The 23,675-nt window shown below is 34.3% G+C and carries 17 protein-coding genes; 3 read left to right on the forward strand and 14 right to left on the reverse strand.

All coding sequences use genetic code 11. The features are described 5' to 3' along the window. Positions 1-15: 15 nt before the first annotated feature. From JC605_RS12810 to JC605_RS12870, 13 genes are all read right to left on the reverse strand, one after another. Positions 16-1,203 (reverse strand): AGE family epimerase/isomerase, encoded by a 1,188-nt coding sequence (locus JC605_RS12810; RefSeq protein WP_198856566.1) that lies wholly within the window; start codon positions 1,201-1,203, stop codon positions 16-18. A 118-nt stretch (positions 1,204-1,321) separates the two neighbouring features. Next, positions 1,322-3,361, reverse strand: coding sequence for a GDSL-type esterase/lipase family protein (locus tag JC605_RS12815; protein ID WP_233074098.1), 2,040 nt, complete (start codon positions 3,359-3,361; stop codon positions 1,322-1,324). Positions 3,362-3,557: 196 nt separating this feature from the next. Next, positions 3,558-4,793 carry an MFS transporter gene (locus tag JC605_RS12820; RefSeq protein ID WP_198856568.1) on the reverse strand — a complete coding sequence of 412 codons (1,236 nt, stop codon included), beginning with the start codon at positions 4,791-4,793 and terminating at the stop codon, positions 3,558-3,560. A 115-nt stretch (positions 4,794-4,908) separates the two neighbouring features. Then, positions 4,909-6,069, reverse strand: a complete 1,161-nt coding sequence (locus JC605_RS12825) for a galactose oxidase (RefSeq protein WP_198856569.1) — start codon at positions 6,067-6,069, stop codon at positions 4,909-4,911. Positions 6,070-6,100: 31 nt separating this feature from the next. Then, on the reverse strand, positions 6,101-7,021 hold the full coding sequence (locus JC605_RS12830; protein ID WP_198856570.1) for a dihydrodipicolinate synthase family protein: 921 nt from the start codon (positions 7,019-7,021) through the stop codon (positions 6,101-6,103). A gap of 96 nt (positions 7,022-7,117) precedes the next feature. Beyond that, positions 7,118-8,581: a RagB/SusD family nutrient uptake outer membrane protein gene (locus JC605_RS12835; RefSeq protein ID WP_198856571.1), complete on the reverse strand. Its 1,464-nt coding sequence runs from the start codon at positions 8,579-8,581 to the stop codon at positions 7,118-7,120. Positions 8,582-8,599: 18 nt separating this feature from the next. Further along, positions 8,600-12,034: a TonB-dependent receptor gene (locus JC605_RS12840; RefSeq protein ID WP_198856572.1), complete on the reverse strand. Its 3,435-nt coding sequence runs from the start codon at positions 12,032-12,034 to the stop codon at positions 8,600-8,602. A 326-nt stretch (positions 12,035-12,360) separates the two neighbouring features. Then, positions 12,361-13,593 carry an ROK family protein gene (locus tag JC605_RS12845; protein WP_198856573.1) on the reverse strand — a complete coding sequence of 411 codons (1,233 nt, stop codon included), beginning with the start codon at positions 13,591-13,593 and terminating at the stop codon, positions 12,361-12,363. A 166-nt stretch (positions 13,594-13,759) separates the two neighbouring features. Then, positions 13,760-14,563 carry a DUF2490 domain-containing protein gene (locus JC605_RS12850; protein ID WP_198856574.1) on the reverse strand — a complete coding sequence of 268 codons (804 nt, stop codon included), beginning with the start codon at positions 14,561-14,563 and terminating at the stop codon, positions 13,760-13,762. A 461-nt stretch (positions 14,564-15,024) separates the two neighbouring features. Then, entirely contained in the window at positions 15,025-16,422 is a 1,398-nt protein-coding gene (locus tag JC605_RS12855; RefSeq protein ID WP_198856575.1) for a TolC family protein, read from the reverse strand. A gap of 1 nt (position 16,423) precedes the next feature. After that, positions 16,424-17,776, reverse strand: coding sequence for an HlyD family secretion protein (locus JC605_RS12860; protein WP_198856576.1), 1,353 nt, complete (start codon positions 17,774-17,776; stop codon positions 16,424-16,426). Between the two features lie 2 nt (positions 17,777-17,778). After that, positions 17,779-19,434: a peptidase domain-containing ABC transporter gene (locus tag JC605_RS12865; RefSeq protein WP_198856577.1), complete on the reverse strand. Its 1,656-nt coding sequence runs from the start codon at positions 19,432-19,434 to the stop codon at positions 17,779-17,781. A gap of 102 nt (positions 19,435-19,536) precedes the next feature. Continuing rightward, a complete protein-coding gene (locus JC605_RS12870; protein WP_198856578.1) occupies positions 19,537-19,941 on the reverse strand; it encodes a hypothetical protein in 405 nt (134 codons plus the stop codon). 356 nt (positions 19,942-20,297) lie between these two features. Here JC605_RS12870 and JC605_RS12875 point away from each other — a divergent pair, with 356 nt between their 5' ends. Next, positions 20,298-20,756 (forward strand): DUF1810 domain-containing protein, encoded by a 459-nt coding sequence (locus JC605_RS12875; protein ID WP_198856579.1) that lies wholly within the window; start codon positions 20,298-20,300, stop codon positions 20,754-20,756. Between the two features lie 236 nt (positions 20,757-20,992). Next, entirely contained in the window at positions 20,993-22,402 is a 1,410-nt protein-coding gene (locus tag JC605_RS12880) for a PLP-dependent aminotransferase family protein (protein ID WP_198856580.1), read from the forward strand. Positions 22,403-22,516: 114 nt separating this feature from the next. Here the strand turns inward: JC605_RS12880 and JC605_RS12885 are convergent, their stop codons facing one another. After that, positions 22,517-22,780 carry a DUF2024 family protein gene (locus tag JC605_RS12885; RefSeq protein ID WP_198856581.1) on the reverse strand — a complete coding sequence of 88 codons (264 nt, stop codon included), beginning with the start codon at positions 22,778-22,780 and terminating at the stop codon, positions 22,517-22,519. Positions 22,781-22,915: 135 nt separating this feature from the next. On the opposite strand from JC605_RS12885, the gene JC605_RS12890 reads away from it, so the two are divergent. Then, positions 22,916-23,647, forward strand: coding sequence for a YggS family pyridoxal phosphate-dependent enzyme (locus JC605_RS12890; RefSeq protein WP_198856582.1), 732 nt, complete (start codon positions 22,916-22,918; stop codon positions 23,645-23,647). Positions 23,648-23,675: the final 28 nt, after the last annotated feature.

The following is a 23,675-nucleotide window of genomic DNA, read 5'->3' on the forward strand; positions in this document are numbered from 1 at the left end:
CAGGATAAGCGGACTTTAATTTTTCTCAAGATATTCGTTTAATATTTGTGTACAATACCATTCCTGACGAGGCAAATGAAATGGTCCTTTATAAAGATTACCTTTGGCAGTTTGAGCTACGCTTCCGTCTCGGTGCAAATAGCCAAACCACTCCCCATTTTCTTTATCATGAAATTTACTATACGAGTAATCGTGAATCATTTTATGCCATTTTGCATATTTCTCATTTCCTGTCATGGTATAAGCCAGTAAGGTTGCAATAATCACTTCATTATGTGGCCACCAGAATTTCATATCCTGCCAATATTCCTGAACAGGATTTCCATAAACATCAAGGAAATATAGAATTCCTCCGTGTTCTTTATCCCAGCCTCTTTCCCACATATAATCGAGCATTTTACACCCTAGTTCAATTAAATGTGGATCGTTATTTCTGTATTTTGCTTCATGCAGAATAAACCATGCACCTTCTATTGCATGTCCAGGATTTAAAGTGCGTCCGTCAATATGATCAATTATAGAACCGTCTGGAGCAACTTGTTCCATGACACATTTTATATCGTCTTTTACAAAGTCATTTTCGATTTCGGCTATCCATTTCATAATCCATTCATCACAACGCGAGTCGCCAATATTTTCTCTTATTTGCTGTGCTGTATTGATCATAATCATAGGAGAGCCAATTCCTTTTGAAGGTCTTGTTGAAGTATATTTTGGTTCTAACAAACCAGGAGTTGTTGTATATTTTATGCACTCTCCAAAAAGATGTCGCGCTTGTTCTGCTGCGGCTTCATCTCCACTTGCTTTGGCGTAAGCACTCATCGCAATTGCTGCAAATGTTTCAGAAAAATAATAACGGCGTTTACGAATTGGGCTTCCATCTTGAGTGACGTGAAAAAACATTCTTCCATCAGTATCAAAACAATGTTGATTAATAAAATCGATTCCCGATTTAGCGCCATCAAGCCATTCTTGCTTTGGCTCTATTGTATTATAAAGTGTTGCTAAAAGCCAAGCTGTGCGCCCCTGAAACCAAACCGATTTATCTGTATCAATCAAATCTCCAGTTTGGTTCCGCATCAATAAGTAACCGCCATGCTCGGTATCTACAGATCGCGGAAACCAAAATGGCACTGTATTATTTAGTAATTGGTTCTGATAAAAGTCTTTTAATTCTATTAAATCAGTTTTTGAATAGCTCATTTTTGATATATGTTTTTTATGCCCGAAAATAAATTCAGGTTCAGTTATAGATAGGTGAAGTCACTTTAGCTGAAAAATCAGGTCAGCTAAAGGAAAAATATAGATATAGAGATGCTTTCTAGTTTTTGCTTATAGAATTCAGTTTAAGCTTAAAAGTGGAACATGGGAGACTGGCTTCGTTTACCAAATTTGCTGTTGTATAAGGTTTCCAGGCGTAGAAAACTTCATTAACTTTTTCGCCATTCGGAATACTAATCTCAACTTGATCTTTTATAATTTTTGCTTTGGTTTCAATCCGAATTCCTTTCTCGGTAACTAATTCAAAACCGATTAGGTCTTTTTTATCTGCGGTGTATAATTGTTTTGCATTCGAAAAAGAAACTAGAATTGCATCTCCTTTTTGAATTGCTTTTAAAGGAATTGGTCCGTTTGCTATTATTTTTTTGCCGTATGTATTTTTTAATGCCAATAACGCTAATCGCTCCCCAATTTGCCTTTTCTTTATTGGATGAACATTTGTCTCTTCTCCAAAATCCATACTAACAGCCATGCCACTATTAGGAATTTCTTTTTGAATTCTATTTTGTGCATCTCTAAATTCTGGCCACGATGGTCGATTAATTCCTGATAATTGCACAAAATAAAATGGCAATGAACCTCCCCAAGCGTTTCTCCAATTTTTGACTAATTCTGGCATTAAATGTTCATACAATTCAACATTATGTGCATTGCTTTCTCCTTGGTACCAAATAAATCCCTTTATCGGAAACGCTGTAAAATGCGAAACGCCTGCTTCGTAATTGTAACAAGGATCGTAAGGATGACGCTGTTTTGGGTTTATTGCGTTTTTTAAATTTTCGTCTGCTCTAGAGCGTACCCAAGGCTGCAAGAAATCAGATTTTCTCCAATTTGTTAATACGTCCACTACTTTATCATCATGCTCCAAAGTATATCTCTCAAACCAAGATTCTATTGGAGAACCGCCAACGGCAACTTCTATTAATCCGATTGGAATATTTTCTTCGCGAATAATGTTTTGACCAAAGTAAAAGGCTACTGCCGAAAAATCTTTGGCACTTAAAGAATCGCATGTTTTCCATTTTCCAGAAAAATATTTCAACTGATTTACTTTTTCTAAAGTAATCGAGTCAAAAGCTTTTTCGTTTGTTTCTTGAATAGCTTCAAAATTGAATAATCTAAGGTTGGTGTTCTCAACCGCTTTCTTTACTTCAGAGATTCCATTTTCAGATTTTTTTAGAGGAAAAGCCATATTAGATTGTCCTGAACAAAACCAAACATCTCCAATTAAAATATTTTTTAAAGTGATTTTTTTATCTAAAGTTGAAATTGAAATTTCGTGAATTCCTCCAGATTTCATTGCTGGAAAAATAACTTTCCATTTTCCTGCTTCATTTGTTGTTGCAATTTCTTTTTTATCATCAAAAACTACTTCAACTTTTTCTCCTCCATTTGCATTTCCATAAATTAGAATCGGCTGGTTACGCTGTAAAACCATATTATCGGTAAAAACAGTTCCTAATTTTAAACCTCCAAAATCTTGGGTAACATTTTCGTAAACTGTCTGTGCTAAGATTTTTGCCCCTTCCTTTGTTGGATGCAATGCATCTGGAAAAAGGTCTGGACGCGAATATAATTTTTCATGAAGGTCAATTAAATTGACATTGTTGGCTTTTGTAATCTCGCCGATATGCTCCTGAATTTGCCAAAACCAATCTCGGGTTCCCGATTTAAAACGAGGATGTTCATTGAAAATCGGAGTCATACGACAGATAAAGATTTTTACATTCGGATTCTGTTTTCTTAATGCATCAATCAGCCAAAAATAATCGGCATTAAAATCTTCTTTGTAATTCGGCCAGTTCCTCGGATCAGTATCATTTAATCCCAAATGAATAATTGCAATATCCGGCTGATAGGCAATCGCATCAGAGCATTCTTTAGTTTTATAATAAGGTTTACTCCCTTTTTTTAAAAGAGTTGCACCACTGTGTCCAAAATTTCTAATTTCATAACCATTTCCCATTAAAACCTGCAATTGCGAAGGATAAGATTCTGATTGCGGGTTTGCCAACAAATATCCCGCTGTAACAGAATCTCCCAAACAAGCCACTTTTACAGTCGTTTTTTGTGCATTCATTTTAAATGGAATGACTGTAAAAACTATTAATAGGAACAGAAATAAATTTCGTTTTTGTGTTCTCATTTTTTCTTCAAATTCTATTAAAATTGAGGAATCATGAGCCGAGCGAAACGGCAAGGCTTCGCCCAGGCTTATAAAACCAAAAAACCTAACTAACAAATCTAATTTTTAAAAAAGGGTAAATAATTATGCTTTAAGCCTCTTCAAAATCGTTTACTTTTGGGCGCAAAAAACTAATTTGTGTTATAAGGGCAATCAGTACGATACCGGCCATCAAAGAAAAACCATAACCCAAATTACCAGTATCGGCTGATTTACCTAACAAAGAGGTGACCAATGCGCCACAGCCAACTCCTGTCATATTTAAAATACCATAAGCCGTAGCCCGATATTTTGAAGAAACAAATTGACAGATAATGGGCATATTGTTTGCGTCAAACATTCCGTATCCTATACCAAAACACAAAACTGCGCCAACCACGTGAAGCAACGAATGCCCAAATCCGATCAACATTAATGCGGGAATAGTTAAGCTTAAACCTATCGCGCTAGTATAAATTCTTCCTTTTATATTTTTTTGAACCCATTTATCTGATAAAATTCCACCGAACACAACTCCCAATAAAGAAGAAAATGAAATTGTAATCGTTGCTAAAGGCCCAGCCTGATCCATTGAAATACCTAAATTGTCTGAGAAAAGCGTTGGAAGCCAGTTTTTAGTTGCCCATCCCGGTAAACTTATAATCGCGAAATAGAAAAGAATTACCCAAAAAGAAATATTGGTAAATAATAGGGCTAGACCTTTTAGCAAAGAAACTTTTTCGTGTGTTTTATTAAACTCTGGATCAAAAACCTTTGTCTTTTTCTCAAATAAAAAGAAAACCAAAATGATAGAGTAAACCACGCCTACAATTCCGAAATGATGAAAAGTAGAATGCCAAGAATATCTTGCTGCAATTGTCGCTCCAAAGCCACCTAAAGCCGAGCCAACATAAAGCCCTGTCATGTGGATCCCGATGGCAAGTGATCTTGTTTTTTGTTGATGATAATCGGCAATTAAAGATAAACCAGCAGGAATGTATAAAGCTTCGCTCACGCCCATAATGGCTCTTAGCCAATAAACTTCATCGTATGTTTTGGCATAACCCATTGCATAGGTAACTGCAGACCAAACAAATAAACTCCCAATAATTAGCCATTTTCTATTTAATTTATCGGCGATAATTCCAGAAACTGGACTCATCAAAGCATAAATCCAAAGAAAAACTGCCATTAAGCGTCCAAAATTTTCTCCTGAAACTAATTCAGGAATGTCACTTTCCATTGATGGTCTCATGGTTGCGAGCATCTGCCTGTCCATGTAGTTTAATAAAGCTACAATCCAAAGTAACGCGACTACGAGCCAAGGATAATATTTAGAGTTTTTCATTTTGGTTTTGGTTGATTTTTGGTTTTTTATTAGCAATCTTCAATTAAACCTGACAGGTTTTAAAAACCTATCAGGTTTCTAAGCAACTTAACTTAATTAACTTAGATTTTTATTTTTATTCTACAGTTCCAATCATAACATCTGGTGTACGAATTCCAGGTTTTATTTCTCCATTTGATAAAACAATTTTATCGTTCCAAAGTACTGCTGTTGTCGTTACATGAGCTAGAAATGGCAATTCGCCAATTTTTGTCCATTTATTTTTTAAAGTATCGTACAATAAAACGGCATTGTAAAATCCTTGATGTGTTGTATTTAAGATATTTTTTTCGGCAATTAATTTTGCTTTTTCTTCTTCTGAAGCTGTCTGTGAAATTTGAGATAAATAGGTTTCTATTTTATGAAAAGTTTCTCCGTTATCTCCTCCGGTAATAATGATATAGTTTTTCCCAAAAGCGACTCCTGCTCCTGCTGAAAAATTAGTAGTTTTCTTTCCGTCCGTTATAATTGCTTTAGTTTCCCAAATTTGTTTTTTCAGGTTGAAAGCCAATGTTGTGTTGTGCAAATCACTTATTCCAGAAGCTGTTTTGGTTCTTCCTCCAACAACATAAATGACTTCATTCTGAACCACTGCTACTGAATTTGCTAATGCAAAAGGTAATTTTGGTTCTGATTTCCATTCTGGCTTGGCTTTATTTAAATCAATGCTAAAAACCAAATCGGAACTTTTTGTGGCTTCATCGCCGCCAATTGCATATACTACATTGCTTACATTTACAAGAGCAATATTGGTTATTTGGATTGGAAAATCGGGCAGTGCTTTTATTTCAATTTCATTTTTTTCAGAATTCCAATTTAAAATATGTGCTTTGTTGGATAAACCATTCTCATTTTCTCCTCCAACGTACACGATTCCTAAACTGGTTGAAACATTGCCGCAATACGCAATTGGTTCTGGTAATTCTGCTATTGATTTTTTATTCCAATGAAAGGTTTTATCGTTTTTTTCTAAAACATGAATTTCTTTTGAATAATGCTTCTTTCCTCCTTCCCAAGGCATTTTATCTTGAAAATTTGCTCCTCCAGCTACAATTAAAACATCATTTGTCACGCCATTAATTGGTCCTGCAAAACCTAGAGAAAGACTTCCATCGGCATTTTGAAGCTGCGCTGCTTTTTGCCATTCTATTTTTGAAATATTTTTTTGTTGCGAAAGACCAACTGTTGCTGACATAATTGAAATAGTAAGAATTGAGAAAGAAAAAAATCGATTCATAGTTGTTTGTTTTAGCCGAAAACGAAACGTATTATTTTGATTTAAAGGCGTCAAAATTTAAACCTGCAACATCTTTTTTGAATAATTCAAATTGTTCTGCACTCATGTTTTTGACTGGCAATCTGAATTCTCCTAAATTATGTCCAACCAATTTCATGTAGGCTTTTCCAACTGAGATTCCGCCATACTTTCCTAAGAAACGAATCATATCAATTGACTTTTGCTGTAACTTTCTGGCTTTCGTTAAATCATTAGCATTAAAAGCATCGATTAAATCATAGTACAATGGTGCAGCATAATTAAAAGTACTTCCAACAGCGCCTTTAGCACCTAAAACTAATGCTGAAAGCATGTTTTCGTCACGTCCCCAAAGCATATCGTATTTTCCGTTTTCATAACTCATACAGCTCTGAAAATCCATAAAATCTTCATGTGTATATTTTACTCCTGCAAAATTTGGAAGTTTTCCATCCAAAGCTCTTACCAAATCAAACATTGGAATATTTACTCCTGTCAAGACTGGAATATGGTAGTAATACAATGGCATATTTGGAACGCTTTCTCCCACTTTAATACAGATTTCTGCAAGTGTATCTACATTGCCAGGTTTAAAGTAAAACGGAGCTGTGATTGAAACTGCATATAAACCTATTTCATACGAATATTTTGCTAGTTCAATACAGTCTGTTAAACAAGTTCCGCCAAGGAAAACCATTACTTTAAAATCGGCATCATGATTGGAGCAATCTGCCCATGCTTTTGCAACCGTTTTTTTCTCTTCTAATGACATCGAAACCCCTTCGCCAGTAGAACCAATTATAAATGCTCCTGTTACGCCATTTCTTTTTAGAAAAGTATAATAAGCTGGAATCAGGCTCACATCCAATTTTCCACTCTCATCAAATGGAGTAAATGGAGCTGAAATAAGACCTTGTAAATGTTCGATTTTCATGACTTTTATTTTTTGATTTTTTCGTTTTATCAAACTGGAAAAGTTTTTCATTTCCAGTTTGATTTTAAACTTTAGTTTTTTTATTCTTTGTTTCGTTTAATTGGTATATCCCGGATTCTGAACAATTTTAGGATTGAAATTGATTGTGTTTTGAGAAATTGGAAACAATACTTGTTTTCCTGCCATTGACGGAACTATACTTGTTTTATTAAAACGAACAATATCCCACCATGATTTTCCTTCAAAGGCCATTTCTTTTAAACGCTCTCTTAAAATCACATCGTCATTTGCTGCCGGAGTATCATTTGTAAATGAAGCCGATGCGTCAGCTCTTTTCATTACCAAATTCATTTCTGTGGTTGGATCCTGACCTAAAGCGTTTTTAATCTCTGCTTTCATTAATAAAATATCTGCCCAACGGTAAATAATGATATCACTCACAAATCTTCTGATTGTTCCGTCTACAGTTCCATTATATTTTACCAAACCTGTAACTACTGGAGTTGTACCGTTATATAAAGTTAAATACGTTGCGTCTTTTCTGGTATCTGTAGCTGCAAAATTGAATCTTGTAATGTCTGGCTGTACTCTCGAAATACCAGCATTTCCTGAACCTGTTCCTAATGTACCGAAAACAGCTGTTGCCTGTGCTGATGTTAATGGTGCAAAATCACTTGGTCCAACAAACATAAACTGATTCCAGTTATCTAATAGTGATGACGTTAAATCTGCTAATGAATAACGAACTGCAAAAAGCACTTCGGCATTTCCTTTTTTGTCAAAAGCAAAAACATCTTTGAAACTTGGCATTAAAGTCGGTGTTCCCGGAATTGCATTTATTGCTGCCAAAGCATTATTTAAATCTGCTGTTCCTCCATTTAATTGTTTTGCTGTCCATAAATTCACTTCTGCTTTTAAAGCATAAACTGATGGAAGAGCCAATTGCGTTTTGTTATTGTTTGCATCTGGAAAATTAGCAATGGCTTGATCAATATCTGATTTAATAAAGGCAAATGTTTCTTCAATCGTATTTCGCGGAATAATATATTGCGACTGATTGGAATTTTCTGTTGGTTCTGTTACAATTGGCACTCCTCCCCAAGAACGCGCCATAATGAAATAACATAACGCACGCATGGTATAGGCTTGAGCAATATATCTTTTTTGCTCTTTTACTGTTGATGGACTAAATGTAATTTTTGGCACATATTTTAAAACCAAGTTTGCCGAATGAATTACAGTATATAAGCCAGCCCAATCTACATCTATATTTTGTGGTGTAAGATTGTTGTTATAGTAATTTGCCAATGTTAAAGGAGACTGAACTCCACCAGTAATTTCTGCACTTCTTGCCCCTCCTAACAAATAATAATTTTGCTGAGTTTGGATTCTGAAGTTAACATACATTCCGTTTACGCCTGCTTTGGCATCATCTTCTGTTTTCCAGAAACTATCAGATGTAATAACACTATCAGATGTTAATTCTAAATCATCTTGACAAGAATTAAAAAGAGAAAGACTTGAAAAAAGTATTGTGTATAAAAGAAATTTCTTTTTCATGATTTTTTAATTAAAAATTTACAAACTGATATTTAAACCAAGAATAATGTTTCTAGGCACTGGGTAAGTTCCTGTAGAACCAGCTGCGTTTAATCCTAAACTAGATCCTCCGTCAATACCTTGTACTTCTGGGCTTAATCCTTTGTATTTTGTAAAGTAGTATAAATTACTTCCTGTAACATACAGACGAAGTGATGTTAAACTTGCTTTTTCGATAAGTGTTTTTGGAAAACTATAACTGAACGTAATTTCTCTTATGCATAAATAATCTCCGCTTTCGTAGTAACGGCTGTTACCTTGGAACATATTGGTATTATAAGCTGCTCCACTCGCTTCAGATCTAAATAAGTTGTTCTGATTGGTTTGATCTGCCCAACGGTAACGAGGAACATCTGTAATATCTCCTTCTTTCTGCCATGCTTGTGCGCTTTCTGCCAACAGTCCGTAGTTACCTTGAAACTGACCTAAGAAACGTGCTCTTGCTTCGTTGTAAATTGTTGCTCCTAAAGAATAATCTGTTCTAACTGTTAGAGAGAAACCTTTGTATGAAGTATCAAAATTGAAACCTCCTACGAATGTTGGGAACATATTCCCCATATATTGTCTATCTCGGCTATCAATGATTCCGTTATTGTCTGTATCTTCAAAAACTGCGTCTCCAGCAAATTTTCTTCCATCAGGATTACCGCCATTTGCAGCCGTTTTCGTTACATAAGTATCGTGAACTTTTGCATTGTATGCATCTGCTTCTGCTTGAGTTGAAAGAATATATAATTGTTTATGAGCGTAGAAATTTCCAATTTTTTGTCCTTCCTGTAAACCTCCTACATATACATATTTACCACTTTTTGCATCCCAGATCTCAGTACCTCCAATTCTATTATTTCCATTTCCATTAAATGGAAGTTTTTCAACTGTATTGGTATTGTGCGAAACGTTTGCTCCAACATTTACTTTCCAATCATTCTTATTGTAAACATTTGCCTGAACTTCTAGCTCAAAACCTTTGCTTCTTAATCCTCCTAAATTGGTCAAAACAGTTGAGAAACCACTATTTGAAGGCAAAGTCAGATTTGTCAATAAGTCTGATGTCAATTTGTTATAGAAATCTCCAATGATTCTAATTTTATCTTCGTTTAATCCGATATCAAAACCACCATTTATCGTTTCAGATTGTTCCCATTTCAATCCTGGGTTTGCAATTTGAGAGTTGATAATCGCCGATTGTCCATTGTAGCTATTTGGAAGTCCGTTTGTAGTTCCTGCATATAATCCTCCAGCTTGGAAATCTCCTAAAGTTCCTAAGTTTCCGTTTACACCATAACTTCCACGAAGTTTAAGAGAAGAAAAGAATTTTGGCATTGTGTTGGCCCAGAATTTCTCTTCCTGCATATTCCATCCTGCCGAAATCCCAGGAAAGAATCCATATCTATTGTCTGGTCCTAAACTTGATGAACCGTCATAACGAAATGAAGCCGTTGCAAAATATCTGTTTTTATAATCGTAATTAACACGTCCGAAAACACTATTTAAAACCAATTTCGTATTGTTGCTGTAAACTGAAACCGGAATTGGAGATGAATCTAAAGTCTGCGCTAAATCTGAAGGGCTTCCTTTTCCTGCTGCATTAAAATATTTAATGGTTCTATCGTATTTTGAAACTCCTAGTTTAGCATCAAAGTTTCCAATATTTTCCCAATCTTTTTTATAAGCAAAAACTCCTTCGTATTGCACTTGATAGGTTTGATTGCTCAATCTTGTTGCAGTTCTTGTATTATCAACCAAACCGCTGCTTCCGCTTAAAAATGCCTGTTGAAAAGTATTGTCATTTTCATTCTCGCTGTATAATGAAATGGCTGGTGTGAAAGTAAAATCTTTTGCAAGTCTTAATTCACCATCTACACTCATCTGAAGCTTATCGTTTTCATTTTTCCCTTTAACTTTCCCCATCTGGTACAATGGATTTCCGTTAATGTTGTTTTGTCCTGGAGCTAAAGTTCCGTCTTCTAAATATAATTTTGTAGTTGGTGAGTTTCCTAAATATCTATTGAAAACTACACTATTAGCCACAACCTGATTGTTGCTTGCTTTTGAAAATAAAACACGTCCGTTAATTGTAAAATTGTCTGCAACTTTTAAAGAAGCGTTTAATTTACTGGTAAATCTTTGGTATCCTGTGAATATCGTAATACCATCACCTTTTAAATATCCTAAACTCAAATCGAATACGCCTGTATCAGTTCCTCCGCTAAAACCAAGTGTATGGCTTTGTGTAATAGCATCTTGAAACAAGATATCATTCCAATCGGTACTTTTGTACATAATCGTGCTGCTTGGGTTTAAAGGATCTGCAATTTCTTGCCAGCCTTTTGCCTGAAGTGTACTTATGGTTTCTGCAGATAAATTAGATTTTAATAAAGTAGCAAACGGAGTATTGTTTTCTAGATTATTTCCTGTACCTGCAGGCGTAGCACCGGTCAATTGTCCTAAACGTGCGATACCAGTAGTTGTAGAAAGTCCTGCAAGTTCGGCTGCATTATACAATCCTTCACGTTGCATTTTAATGTAATCGCCTCCATCCATAAAATTGTATTTTTTACCAATTCTACTGTTTTGAGTTGAAACATTATAAGTAACTTTTAGTTTTCCTGCCTTACCTGTATTTGTAGTGACAATGATTACACCATTTGAAGCTCGTGCACCATAAATAGAAGTTGCAGCAGCATCTTTAAGCACTTGAAGTGAAGCAATATCTAAAGAGTTAATATCATCGATCTGATTTCTAATGACACCATCAACAATATATAAAGGAGTTGCGCCAGAAGGATTATCTATTGAAGTACCTCCACGAACAATTACATTGGAAGCTTTTCCTGGCTGTCCTGAAGAAGTTTTTACAACCAAACCTGTAACGCTTCCTTGTAAAGATTGCGTAACGTTTGAGTAAGGTACGTTTTCAAGTACTTTTTTATCCAGTTTAGAAACTGCAGTACTTAAAGTTCTTCTGTTTTGAGCTCCATATCCTACTACAATCACCTCGTTCATTTGCTGTCCTATTTCTTTTAAGACAATGTTCAATGGACTTCCCGTAATTGCAACTTCTTGATCTTGTAGTCCTATATATGTAACAATTAAAGTTGTTGCATTATCTGGGACTTCAAAAACAAAATTTCCGTCAAAATCTGTTTGAGTGCTTATGTTTGTTCCTTTTGCAACAATATTTACACCTGGTAGCGATTCACCTTTTTCATTGGTTACTTTACCAGTAACTTTCTTCTGAATTGGGTCATTCTTTTTTACATTTTTATCCGTAAACACAACGCTTTTTTCTGTGCTAGCAGACGCTAATTGCATAGTAAAAGCTAAAAGTAACGTAGAAGTAAGTTTAACAACTTTTACGTGTTTAGGAGTAAACCTAAAATTTTTAGGCTTACTTTTAGGCAATAATTTCATACTTTTGTAATGGTTTGGTTAATAAAACTTTGTTAAGGTCAATTTATTTATTTCCAATCAACCGTTCTGATGAAGAACAAGCCAGCAATGTTCACAGCATTGGCTGGCTTTTTTTATGATCAAAAAACAATATTTTTATCCAAATGGTTAGTTTGGTTTTATTCAAATCTTAATTCTAGTTTTTCTTTTGTAAGCAGCCAACTTCTATTGATTAGATGTAAACTTTGCTTAAATATTTTATTATTATTTTGTAAAGATATAAAAATATTTAAAATAACAACTTTAGTTATTAAAATATTTTAATAAGTATGAATTTATTTTTTAAATTAATTATTAATAAGAGGAAACAACAGCTTTTCTTTGATTACACAACAAGCGCCTATAACTCCCGCACGGCGCCCCAAAGTTGATTTTTTAAGCTTCATATCACGATTGACTAAACCTAATGAATATTTTTTAAGAGCTGATTGAATTGGCAGAAGTGCATAATCGCCAAGTTGTGCGAAATCTCCTCCAATTACCAAAAGATCAGGGTTAAAGATGTTTAAAAGGATAGATAAGTAACGTCCCATTTTCTCACTTTGCTGTGTTACAAGATCAACACAAAGAGTATCTTCTAAATTTACAGCGCCTGTAATTATTGCATGATGCTGTAAAACTGGTGAGTTATCATCTAAAACAACTTTAGATTGCTTACCTTCTTTTATTGCTTCTTTAAACTGATTAATTAAAGACCAACCCGATATTTCAGTTTCTAGACAACCTAGTTTTCCGCATTGGCACATTATTTCATTGTTAAATATCGTACTATGTCCAAACTCGCCAGAATAGCCCGATTTTCCATAATAAAGCTTTCCGTCAGTAATCATTCCTATTGCAACTCCCCAGCTATAATTGACAAAAATGATATTTTGCTCATCATCGACAACACCTTCGCAATACTCGCCAAAAGCCATTGCACGCGTATCGTTTTCTAAGTGAACTGGAAGATTTAATTGTTCTGAAATAATCTCTGTCAGAGGTCGGTTTTCACTGAAAAAATAGTTATAGCTAAAACCTTCCATCGAATTAATTCGGCCCGAAAAGTTAATGCAGACACCAACAATCATTTTCTTTTCTACCAAACTATCTTCAATAAATGAATTAATTAAACTGCAAAATTTAAGAAGAGATTCTTGAGTGTTTTCTAAAGTAAAAGAAGTTCCAAGCTCTACGCTTACCAACTCATTTTTAATATTTTGAAGTCCGATTGACATACTCGTTAACCCAACTTCAACACCTAAAAAATAAGCACAAGTCGGATTGATACTAAACAGAGAAGGTCTACGCCCGCCGCTGTTAGTAATTTTTCCCATGTCAACAACATAGTTTTCTACTAATAATTCGTTAACCGCTTTGGTTACTGTTGGAACACTTGATTGAAGTTCTGCACTTAATTCGGCAATAGTCGAATTACCTCCAGACAATAAACGCTTTACAATTGATTGTCTAAGCAAATGCCACTTTTGTTCAGACAAACTTTTGTCTTTACTATTATCTAATAAATCTTTTAAACTCATTGCTTTCCTTATTTGGTTCACAACAAATTTAAATTATTTTTTAAATCAGCATAAAAATACAGTCTTTAATATTAAATTATTTTAAATACTGAAACTTGTTTTTAAAAATTAAGGCCAGGAAATAATTCAAAAATAAAATAGGAAGAAAAACAATGAAACAAAAATACTAATCTGCACCACCATCTACGCTATCAAATGTTTCGCGTTCTTTTGGTTTTACGCTATATTTTAATGAAACCATCGGTCCGTAGTAAACATCAAATTGAGTTCCGTTTGTACGCAATTGCATCTGACCGATTACGCCCGCCAAGAAATGAATATTCGGCGTAATTCCAGCAGTATAGTAAACCGATAATCTGAAAATATCAAAATGTTCATCGGCATAATCTTTAGAAGCAAATTTCAGCATCAATTCGGTATAATAGCCAATATTTGGTGCTAGAAAAATTGGTTTTTCTTTGCTTTGTCTCAAATAATGATTGACTCCAAAACGAGCTCTTATTCTGGGAACTGTTTGATGATTGCCATTTCTGTCATCAAAAAACTTGGTTTCAAAACGCACTTGTTCGAAAAGAGAACCTTTGGGCATTTCCTGCGTATAGGTTCCCATAACGATAAGTCTATTTTCTAACGTTTTGTAATTTCCCGCTTCTTCTATCGCATATTTCTGATTGTGTGCATATCCTAACCAAAGTTTCATATTTTTAAAACCAGAATAAATAATCCAAGGTCTTATTACTTTACGCTGTGTATATTCAAAAGGATTTCCGTTTGTGTAAGCGCCTTGTGTAACGAGCTGCATATCTGCCTGACCGCTCAAATTCCATTTTTCTATTAACGGAAACGCAACATCAACCTCGCTTATAGATGCTGGAATAAATCCCATTGTGTAAGGAGCGTCTTGGGCTTTTAAAACTTGAGAAAGAATGATGCAACAAAATACAAGGAAACTCTTTTTTAATAAACTCATAATTCGTCAATATTAAATTACACGGCTTCGAAATAAGAAAGTCTATCAAATTTAGATAAAGAAGTTTTTAACTTTAAAAAAAAGCGGTTTCATGTTATAATATGAAACCGCTTTCTAGACATTTCTTCCAAACAAAAAAGCTTTAGAAAAATATCTAAAGCTTTTTTTAAATCAAAATTCTGAAAATTAATATAATGCAGACAGGTACAAAGCTGACTGTTATTTTTATGTACACATGATATTTCGCCCCTCTGGGGCTATTTTATAGATCAAACATACATTTCTATAAATATTTCGTCCCACTGGGACTAGCGATGTATAGTCCCACCGAGGCTTTTTATAGCTCTGGAAGAGCAAAATATTTATAGCTAAAAATCTATGCTCCCTAATTCAGAAGCTCCAGAGGAGCGACATGTTAGATTTCTATAAATTTCAATTATCCAATTATGCATCGAAATTTGTTAATCTGGATTTGCCAATATTTTGTACAATTCGGCATTCGACAGATAAAACTGATTCTCTAAACTTATTTGCGACAATTTTGCGCTAACCAAATTGTTTTCTCTTGAGTTGATTAAGAAAATCGAACTTTCTCCGAATGAAAATAATTTTTCTTCTGAGTTCAGCATTGTCATATAATCTTTTACGAGATTGTCAATTACGACTTTCTGTTTTCTTAATGATGCAATTTCAGTCTGCTGCGCTTTTACTTTATTTTTAAGTTCTAAGCGCTGTTGATCTATGTCAAACTGCATGTCCTGAATTTTAAGTTTTGCCATTTTTAAACTCCCACGTTCTTTTCTTAAGAAAATAGGAAAACTGAAATCGATATTAAACTTATAATCGTCGGCGTTGAAATTATTCCAGTAATTTGGTTCTGAAATATAGTTGTAACCTACATTAATTTTTGGAAGCAATGAATTGGCTTTTAACTGGCGATTGACCTCCAAAATATTCATTTTGGTTTCTAGAGACTGAATTTTTGGATGTGAGTCTAACGACTCCACATCTACCATCATAGCATCTGTCTTTAAAGTTTCTTCTATAGTCTGAATTAGATTTTGTTCAGGTTTTACTAAATCTCCAAGCTCTACAGGAACATTTTCAATCCATAAAAAATTAGCCAGTTTCAATTTTGCTTTTGCTAATTTCAGGTTTCCATTTTCAACATTCAGTTCTCTGTTTCGTACCGTAATTTTGGCTTCAACACTGTCAATTGCGGGTGCATCACCTGCTGCGATCAGCTTTTTAACGCCTTCAAAACGAGTACTGGCAAAACCTAAATAATTTTTATACAATTCGGCTTCGTTGTAACTTTTTCTCCATTCAAAATAAGCTTCACTCGCCTGATACAAAACCTCAATTGCTCTTAGTTTTCGCTGTGCATCACTTAGTTTTACCTGAAGTTTTCCTTCGCGAACATCTGCCATTCTTTGGTTAATAAACATTCCCTGACCTAAAGCAACATTAATTCCGAGCGAAGTTAAACCTGCTTCTGGCGTTTTGTTCTGCGGGTTATAATATTCCCCGTTCGTATCGTCAAAACCTGCTTTAATCTCAACTCCATACCAAGTCGGAATTTTGAAACTGCTGTTTAATAACGAATAATATTCTGTGCCTTTAAATTCTTTCTTATTATAATCTACTTCAAGTTTTGGATCAAATCCGCCTCGTGCCATCATCAGTTTTGCCTGAGCATTTGTTACTTCAAGATTGGCTTGCTTTACCAAAGGGTGATACTTTTTTACGTAGCCCAAAAACTCAATAAAAGTAAGTTCCTCTTGATTAAAATTCTGGCTCTGCAGTGTAGAAAAACTTAATAGAAATAAGAAAGAAAACAGTTTTACTAGATTTCTCATTTTACTTTTTCTCCTTTCCTTTATCTTCTTTTTCTCCTGAATTGTAATAGTTTGGTGGGAAACCATTCAAGTTTCGCCAAATCTCGTACCATACCGAAACGGTTTCTAACAACGCTATACTTTGCGCACCAGCACCAATACTTAATTCTTTTGGCCAGTGACGATCTTCTCCATCTGGCGAAACCAGAATTCTGTATTTTCCGTTTGGACTAATGAAATTTTCTATAGCTACAACTTTACCCCCGTAAGTTCCATAAGACAACCCAGGCCATCCAGAAAATACAATCCTAGGCCATCCATCAAACCAAACACGAACTTTTGCACCACGATGCACAAGCGGTAAATCGATTGGATCTACATAAGTTTCTACTGCAATATCGTATTTAGCTGGCATGATACTTACAACAGGAGTTCCTTCTTTAATAGTTTCTCCAAGACCTGCCAATAAAGCACGGTTTACATAACCACTCTGTGGCGCTGTAATATAGTACAAACCATTTCTAAGTCTGTAGTTGGTATATTGATTCTCTAGTTTGTTAACCTGAGCTTCTGTGTCATACTGTGTACTTAAGGCAGTAAATTTATCACTTCTTGATTTTGATATTTTTTCAGCATATTCGGCAGTAATTCTGCTAACTTCTACTCTTGCATTAATCAATTCGTTTTTACTGCTCAAAAGTTTATTTTCTTGCGTAATCACATACGCTTCAGACTCTTGCAGCTTTAATCTTTTCTGCTCGACATCTGTCATTGGTTTTAAACCTTCTTTATTTAAAGCAGTAGAACGATCAAATTGTGTTTTTGCAATTCTAAGCTGTGTTTTTACTGCAACCAAATCCATACTGTCGCTTTTTATTTTCAGTTGCGACTGACGAATTTTGTTTTGCGCCTGCTGTAATTTCAATTGTTTTTCTGTATTCAAAGACTGCGCTTGAACATCTAGCGAATTTACTTTGTCACCGTATGATTCTACCGCCATTTTTTTGGCATCTACTTGTTGTTTGGTATTGTTAACCAAATTAGGATCCAAGTAATCTTCTTTGATCTCCGAAATGTAAAGTATCGTATCTCCTTTCTTTACATAATCTCCTTCTTTTACAAACCATTTTTCAATACGTCCTGCAATGGCATTATGAACCGTTTGAGGTCTCTGATCTGGTTTTAAAGTTGTTACAGAACCTGTTCCCGAGATGTTTTGTGTCCAAGGCAAGAAAAGGCATAAGACAGCAAAAATCAAAAATCCGATTATGACTTTGTTTAAAATTTCGTAATGAGGTCTACGAGCAACACTTGTAATCGATTTGTATTTGCCCGGCGTTATAAGTACGTTGTTATCTTTAGATAGGTTGAGCATGATTAAAGCTTTATGTCGTTAATAATTTTTCCGTCATCAATCGTAATCATACGACTGCATTTGCTTTTCCAAACATCATTTTTAGAAGTCACAATAACAGTCCAGTCGTTTTCTTCAGAAAGTAAAAAATCAACAATTTTACTCGAAGTCAATTCGTCCATTTTGTCAACTGGATCTTCTAAGAATAAGATATTCGGTTTACCCACAATACTCCTTGCCAAAAGAATCTTTTGAACATCAGAAGCAGAAAGTTCACGACCTCCAGGATGAATTTGATTCTCCAACCCGTTTTCGAAAGTTTTAATATATGGCGTAAGACCAACATTATCTAAAGCCCATTTTAAATCATCACTATTTAGTTCTTCATTTCCAAAAACAATATTCTCGCGAATTGTTCCTGCAAAAAGTGTATCGCCTTGCAAAAATGTCCCCGATTGTGCTCTGTATGTATCTTCATTAAGACGATTCATATAATTATCGGTCACATACATGGCACCGCTTTCTGGTTCTAGAACACCCGAAAGCAATCGCAGCAAAGTACTTTTTCCTGCCCCATTTGTTCCTGTAAGAATAATTTTTTCGCCTTGAGAAATTTTCAAGTTGATATTCTTAAGTGATTTTTTATTGTGTCCTGGATAATTATAACTCATGCTTTCGGTCTCAATATTGATTCCTTTTTCTGTTTTATCTGAAGTTTGAGGAATGCATGAAATCTCCATATCAGTCACCTGACCAATTTTTTCAACAGAAGTTAGCACGTCGTAGAAAGACTCCAATCCGAAGATGATTTTTTCTACCGAGTTAATTAATAATACAATTACGATTTCAGCTGCTACGAACTGCCCTATGTTCATTTGGTGGTGAATTACCAGAAAACCACCGATAGATAATAAGGCAGCAGTAACAATTACTTTAAAAATAGTCAGCTGAATATATTGCTTCTTCATTACCTGAAAGTGCTTTTCACGGTAATTGACGTAGTTGGTTACATAGCCATCATTTCTGTCCAATGCATATTCAAAAGCTCCTTTTCTGCGGAAGCTTTCTCTATTGCGGGCAATTTCTTGAAGCCATGCTGCAACTTTATATTTAAATTTTGATTCGTTCAAACTTGTCTCAAGACCATCTTTGTACGAAAATTTAAAAATGACATATAAAATGACAATAAATAAAAGTCCGATTACCATAAAGAAAGAATGGTAAAGAACTAATAGAATAATCCCCAGACCAACCTGAAGGAATGCGGTGCAGAAATCAAGCAATAATTTTGCAGTGCCTTTCTGTACCATTAAAGTATCAAAAAAACGATTGGCTTTTTCGGGAGCATATTCCGAGTACATTTCTTTAAATTTTATTAAAGGCATTCTGTACGCAAATTCAAAAGACGAACGCACAAAAATTCGCTGCTGCAGATTCTCTACAATTCGCAGCTGCAAAATCGTAAGAACACCTCCAAAACCAACGCCCACCGTAACTAGAATTACCAGAACGATCCACGAGACGCTTAGCTGTCCGCTTTGAATAAAATTAATAATAGCTTGGATTCCCAAAGGCAGAGAAAGATTTACTAACCCTGCAAATGCAGCATAGAAGATAATTTGATATACATCGCGTTTATCGAGCTGCAATAAGTTATAAAAACGTTTAAATGGTGTCATGAATTTAAAGTATAAATACAAGATTATTACATAGAATAAATATACGGCAAAAACCGCATTAATGGATTAAGATTTTTATCCTAATCCTTAAAAAACAAGTATTTATGAATTCAATCGAGGAGGTGGTATATCTATTTTCCCATGAAAGCCAAATGAGAAGATTGTATTGTCAATATATTTTTTTCCTTCAAATTCTATTAAGAAATAAAAATTAGGCATTAGTGATTCTGATGAAACCAAATATTCCATTAAAGGAATTCCTTTTGACAATTTAGCCGTTTTAGTATCTTTTGTTTTGTAATCGTCCATTTCTTCTGGAATTCCGTCACATTTAAAGATTTTCTTCAAGAAATTGCAAGTAATGCCTTTTACAGTATAAGTTTCAGCATTATCACTCAAGATTCTTCCAACACTATTAGAAATGTTTAAACTGCTAATTAGAAAATAGCCGACAAGCAACACCTGAAGGCATTTACATAAAAAGCTATTTTTAATTTTGTTCAACATAGTCTAAAAAAAGGCTGAAAGTTTACCCAAATCAAATCATTTTGATTCAGGATCCCAGTAATTTAAGGCGTTTATTCTATTTTTTCTGAGCGCGCAAGTTAGAGCCATTTTTTTTGCAGAACATTAAAATAACATTAGAATTTAGAACCATTCAAAACTTTAGAAATTTATTAACAAGGCATTCTTACAGGCTATCGGAATTATGTAAAGACTAATTGCAATTCTATAACTCATAATGACTTAAGCAATCTACTTTTGGTAAGCAAAAAAAATTTGACAACATACAATAAAGAAATATCGAAGTGTTACCTATTAAAGAAACTCCATATATAAACAATTTAATACAGAATCAAGACATGATTTACGCAAAGAATGATTTGACCCGATTTCTAGATGCTCAAAACAAATTGTACTTAACTGCTTTTTCTGAAATTGAAAAAGGTAAAAAAGAAACGCATTGGATGTGGTTTATTTTTCCGCAGATTAAAGGACTAGGAAAAAGTACGATTTCAGATTATTATGCTGTAGCAGATTTAAAAGAGGCAACCGAATTCTTAAATCATCCTATTCTGTCTAAACATCTGATTGAAATTTCAAAACTTTTATTGACTTTTAATAAAAAATCTGCCGAAGGAATTTTGGGCGATTTAGGCGCCAAAAAACTACATTCTTCTATGAGCTTGTTTGTTTTGGTCGAAAATGCCCATCCTGTATTTCAGCAAGTTTTAGACACTTTTTTCTTTGGACATCTGGATCAGCTTACTTTAAATTTTACTCAAAACACTAGTGTTCTGCCAAACACAGTACTTTCTTAATATTCTTAGGACAAAAAAAGGGAATAGGTTTCTATCTATTCCCTTTTTAATGAATTAAAAAAATCTCTTCAATACTTTTCTTTTCTAAATTTTCATTCTAAAACAACAAAAACACTTTTAAGGTACTGCATGTGAGCTTGCTTTTCTTCAAAATAATACACAATTATTTTCCATTTATAATTATTGTATTTTTGGACTAGCAAATTATCTTCATTTATAAAAAAGAAACAGTCCACATGCTTCGACCTTGGCCTTTAGAAATTCAGTTAGACAAAAAATCAGATAAAGCCATTTATCTCCAAATTGCCGATGCTATAATTGAGGCTATCCAAACAGGAAAATTGGTTAGCGGAAATGCTTTGCCAGGAAGCAGACAATTGGCTGAATTATTAAAAGTAAACCGAAATACTGTTGTAGAAGCTTTGGATGTTTTAATTGCCGAAGGCTGGCTTGTAACAATTGACCGAAAAGGAACTTTTGTAACCGAATCACTTTCGCAAATTCATCATTCCACAGAAAATAAAAAAGAGCAAAATATTACAATTGAAGAGCCTAAAAGCTTTTTGGTTTTCGATGACGGACTTCCAGACAGCCGTCTTGCTCCAATGAACGATTTGGCAAGAGCGTATCGAGAGTTGTTTAGCCGAAAATCGCGTTGGCAAATTATGGGTTACAGCAACGAATTGGGAAATTTAGATTTTAGAAAATCAATTGCTCAAATGCTCAATTTTAAGCGTGGCATGAGCATTTCTCATGATCAAATCTGTATTACGCGCGGAAGCCAAATGGCGATGTACCTTGCCTCTCATTGTATTTTAAAATCGGGCGATTTTGTTTTGGTCGAAAATCCTGGCTACAAACCTGCTTGGGAAGCTTTCGAAAATGCTGGCGCAACTTTACTTCCGGTAAATGTAGAATCGGACGGATTGGATATCGATCAAGTCGAAAAATATTTGCAGCATAAAAATATAAAAGCCATTTATGTTACACCACATCATCAGTTTCCAACTACGGTTACTTTGTCTTTAAAAAAGCGTTTAAAACTGATTGAACTTTCGAATCAATATAATTTCACGATTATTGAAGATGATTATGATAATGAATTTCATTTTGGCCAAAGACCAATACTTCCGATTTCTAGCTATTCGGGTTTGAAAAACTATATTTATATTGGCACTTTCAGTAAAATTGTTGCTCCAGCTTTACGTATAGGATATTTAGCCAGTTCGAATGAAAACATTCAGAAAATTGGAAATCATAGAAAAATAATCGACGTTCAAGGCGATAATATTATGGAAGAAGCAATTTTAAACCTCATCAATGAAGGCAAAATAAAGCGCCATCTTAAAAAAGCCAATTTGGTTTATAAAAGCAAAAGAGATTTTTTCGACAGCTTATTAAATCAATATCTTCAACATAAAATCGTTTTTACAAAACCGGAAGGCGGACTTGCTTTTTGGATTGTTCCAAAAGCAGAAATTAATGTTTTGGAAATTTTCGAAAAACTAAAATCGCAAGGCATTCGAATCATGAGTTCTGATCGATTTAGTTTTGATGAAACCATCAAAGGTTTTCGTCTGGGTTATGCTTCTCTTTCTGAAAAACAAATGGAAGAAGGAATTAAAGCGCTTTCTAAATTGCTTTAAAAATTAAACGCAGATTTTACGGATTTGCTATTGCAAAAACGCGGAAAAAAACTGATTTTAAAATCCGTCGAATCAGCGTTTTCGCGATAGCAAATCTGTTTTATCCGCATTCATTTAATTACAATTTTCCATTTCAATAATAGAAAAACCATTTTCCCGAACTTGATTTTCTACTTCGATTGGCGCTTTATCAATGTGGCAGAAACGGCATTCTTTAGAAGATAATGTTTGTCCTTCCTCATCTACACTTTTCAGATATAATTTTCCGTATTCGTACACTTGTTCTGCATCGTTAACATTTTCGTCAACCAAAATATCAAAATGCATAATTTTTCCATCTTTGCGGGTTACGTAGGTATCCCAAACTGCTATTTTCATTTTTTATAAGGTGCTAAGTTTTTTTTCTCTATGCAAATTTATTCTGGATTTAAAAGTTTAAAATCATCCAGTTTTTTCATTTTTTGAAATGTACTGGTCCAGTATGATTTTATGGTTTAGATTTAATTTTGCAGTATGAAAAACGATATTATTTTTAATTTGATTAAAGTGCATCAACGCATTGAAAGTGCTTGCAGAATTGCTGGAAGAAATCCTGAAGATGTTCAGCTTTTATTAGCGACCAAAACTGTTCCAGCTGAGCAAATACGAATTGCAATCGAGGCTGGCGAGACTTTAATGGGGGAAAATAAAATGCAGGAATTGCGAGATAAAAATGATGTTTTGAAAAGTCTTCCTGTCGAACGTCATTTTATTGGACATCTTCAAACGAATAAAGTAAAAGATGTTTTGAAATATGTAACTTGTATTCAATCTCTAGACCGAATTAATCTGGCCGATGAGTTACACAAACAACTTCAAAACCAAAATAGAAAATTGGATGTTTTTGTGCAAGTCAATACTTCCTACGAAGAAAGCAAATTCGGATTGGCGCCAGAAAATGTTTTGTCTTTCATTAAAAAAATAAAAACATACGAAACTTTAAATATTAAAGGTTTAATGAGTATTGGGCTTTTGGATGTTGAAAAAGAAAAAATGATTCCGTCTTTACGACTTTTAAGAACCATAAGAGATGAAATATATTCTGAAGGAATTGAAGGTTTACAAGATTTGAAACTTTCTATGGGAATGTCTCAAGATTTAGAACTCGCCATTGCAGAGGGTTCTAATATGGTGAGAATTGGCACTTCGATCTTTGGAAACCGTTTTTTAGGAAAAGAAATCTGGAACGAAAACATTGCAGAATAAAACTTAATTTTGCAGCAAATTAAATGCA

The organism is Flavobacterium sp. IB48 (assembly GCF_016405855.1).
Lineage (GTDB): Bacteria > Bacteroidota > Bacteroidia > Flavobacteriales > Flavobacteriaceae > Flavobacterium > Flavobacterium ginsengisoli.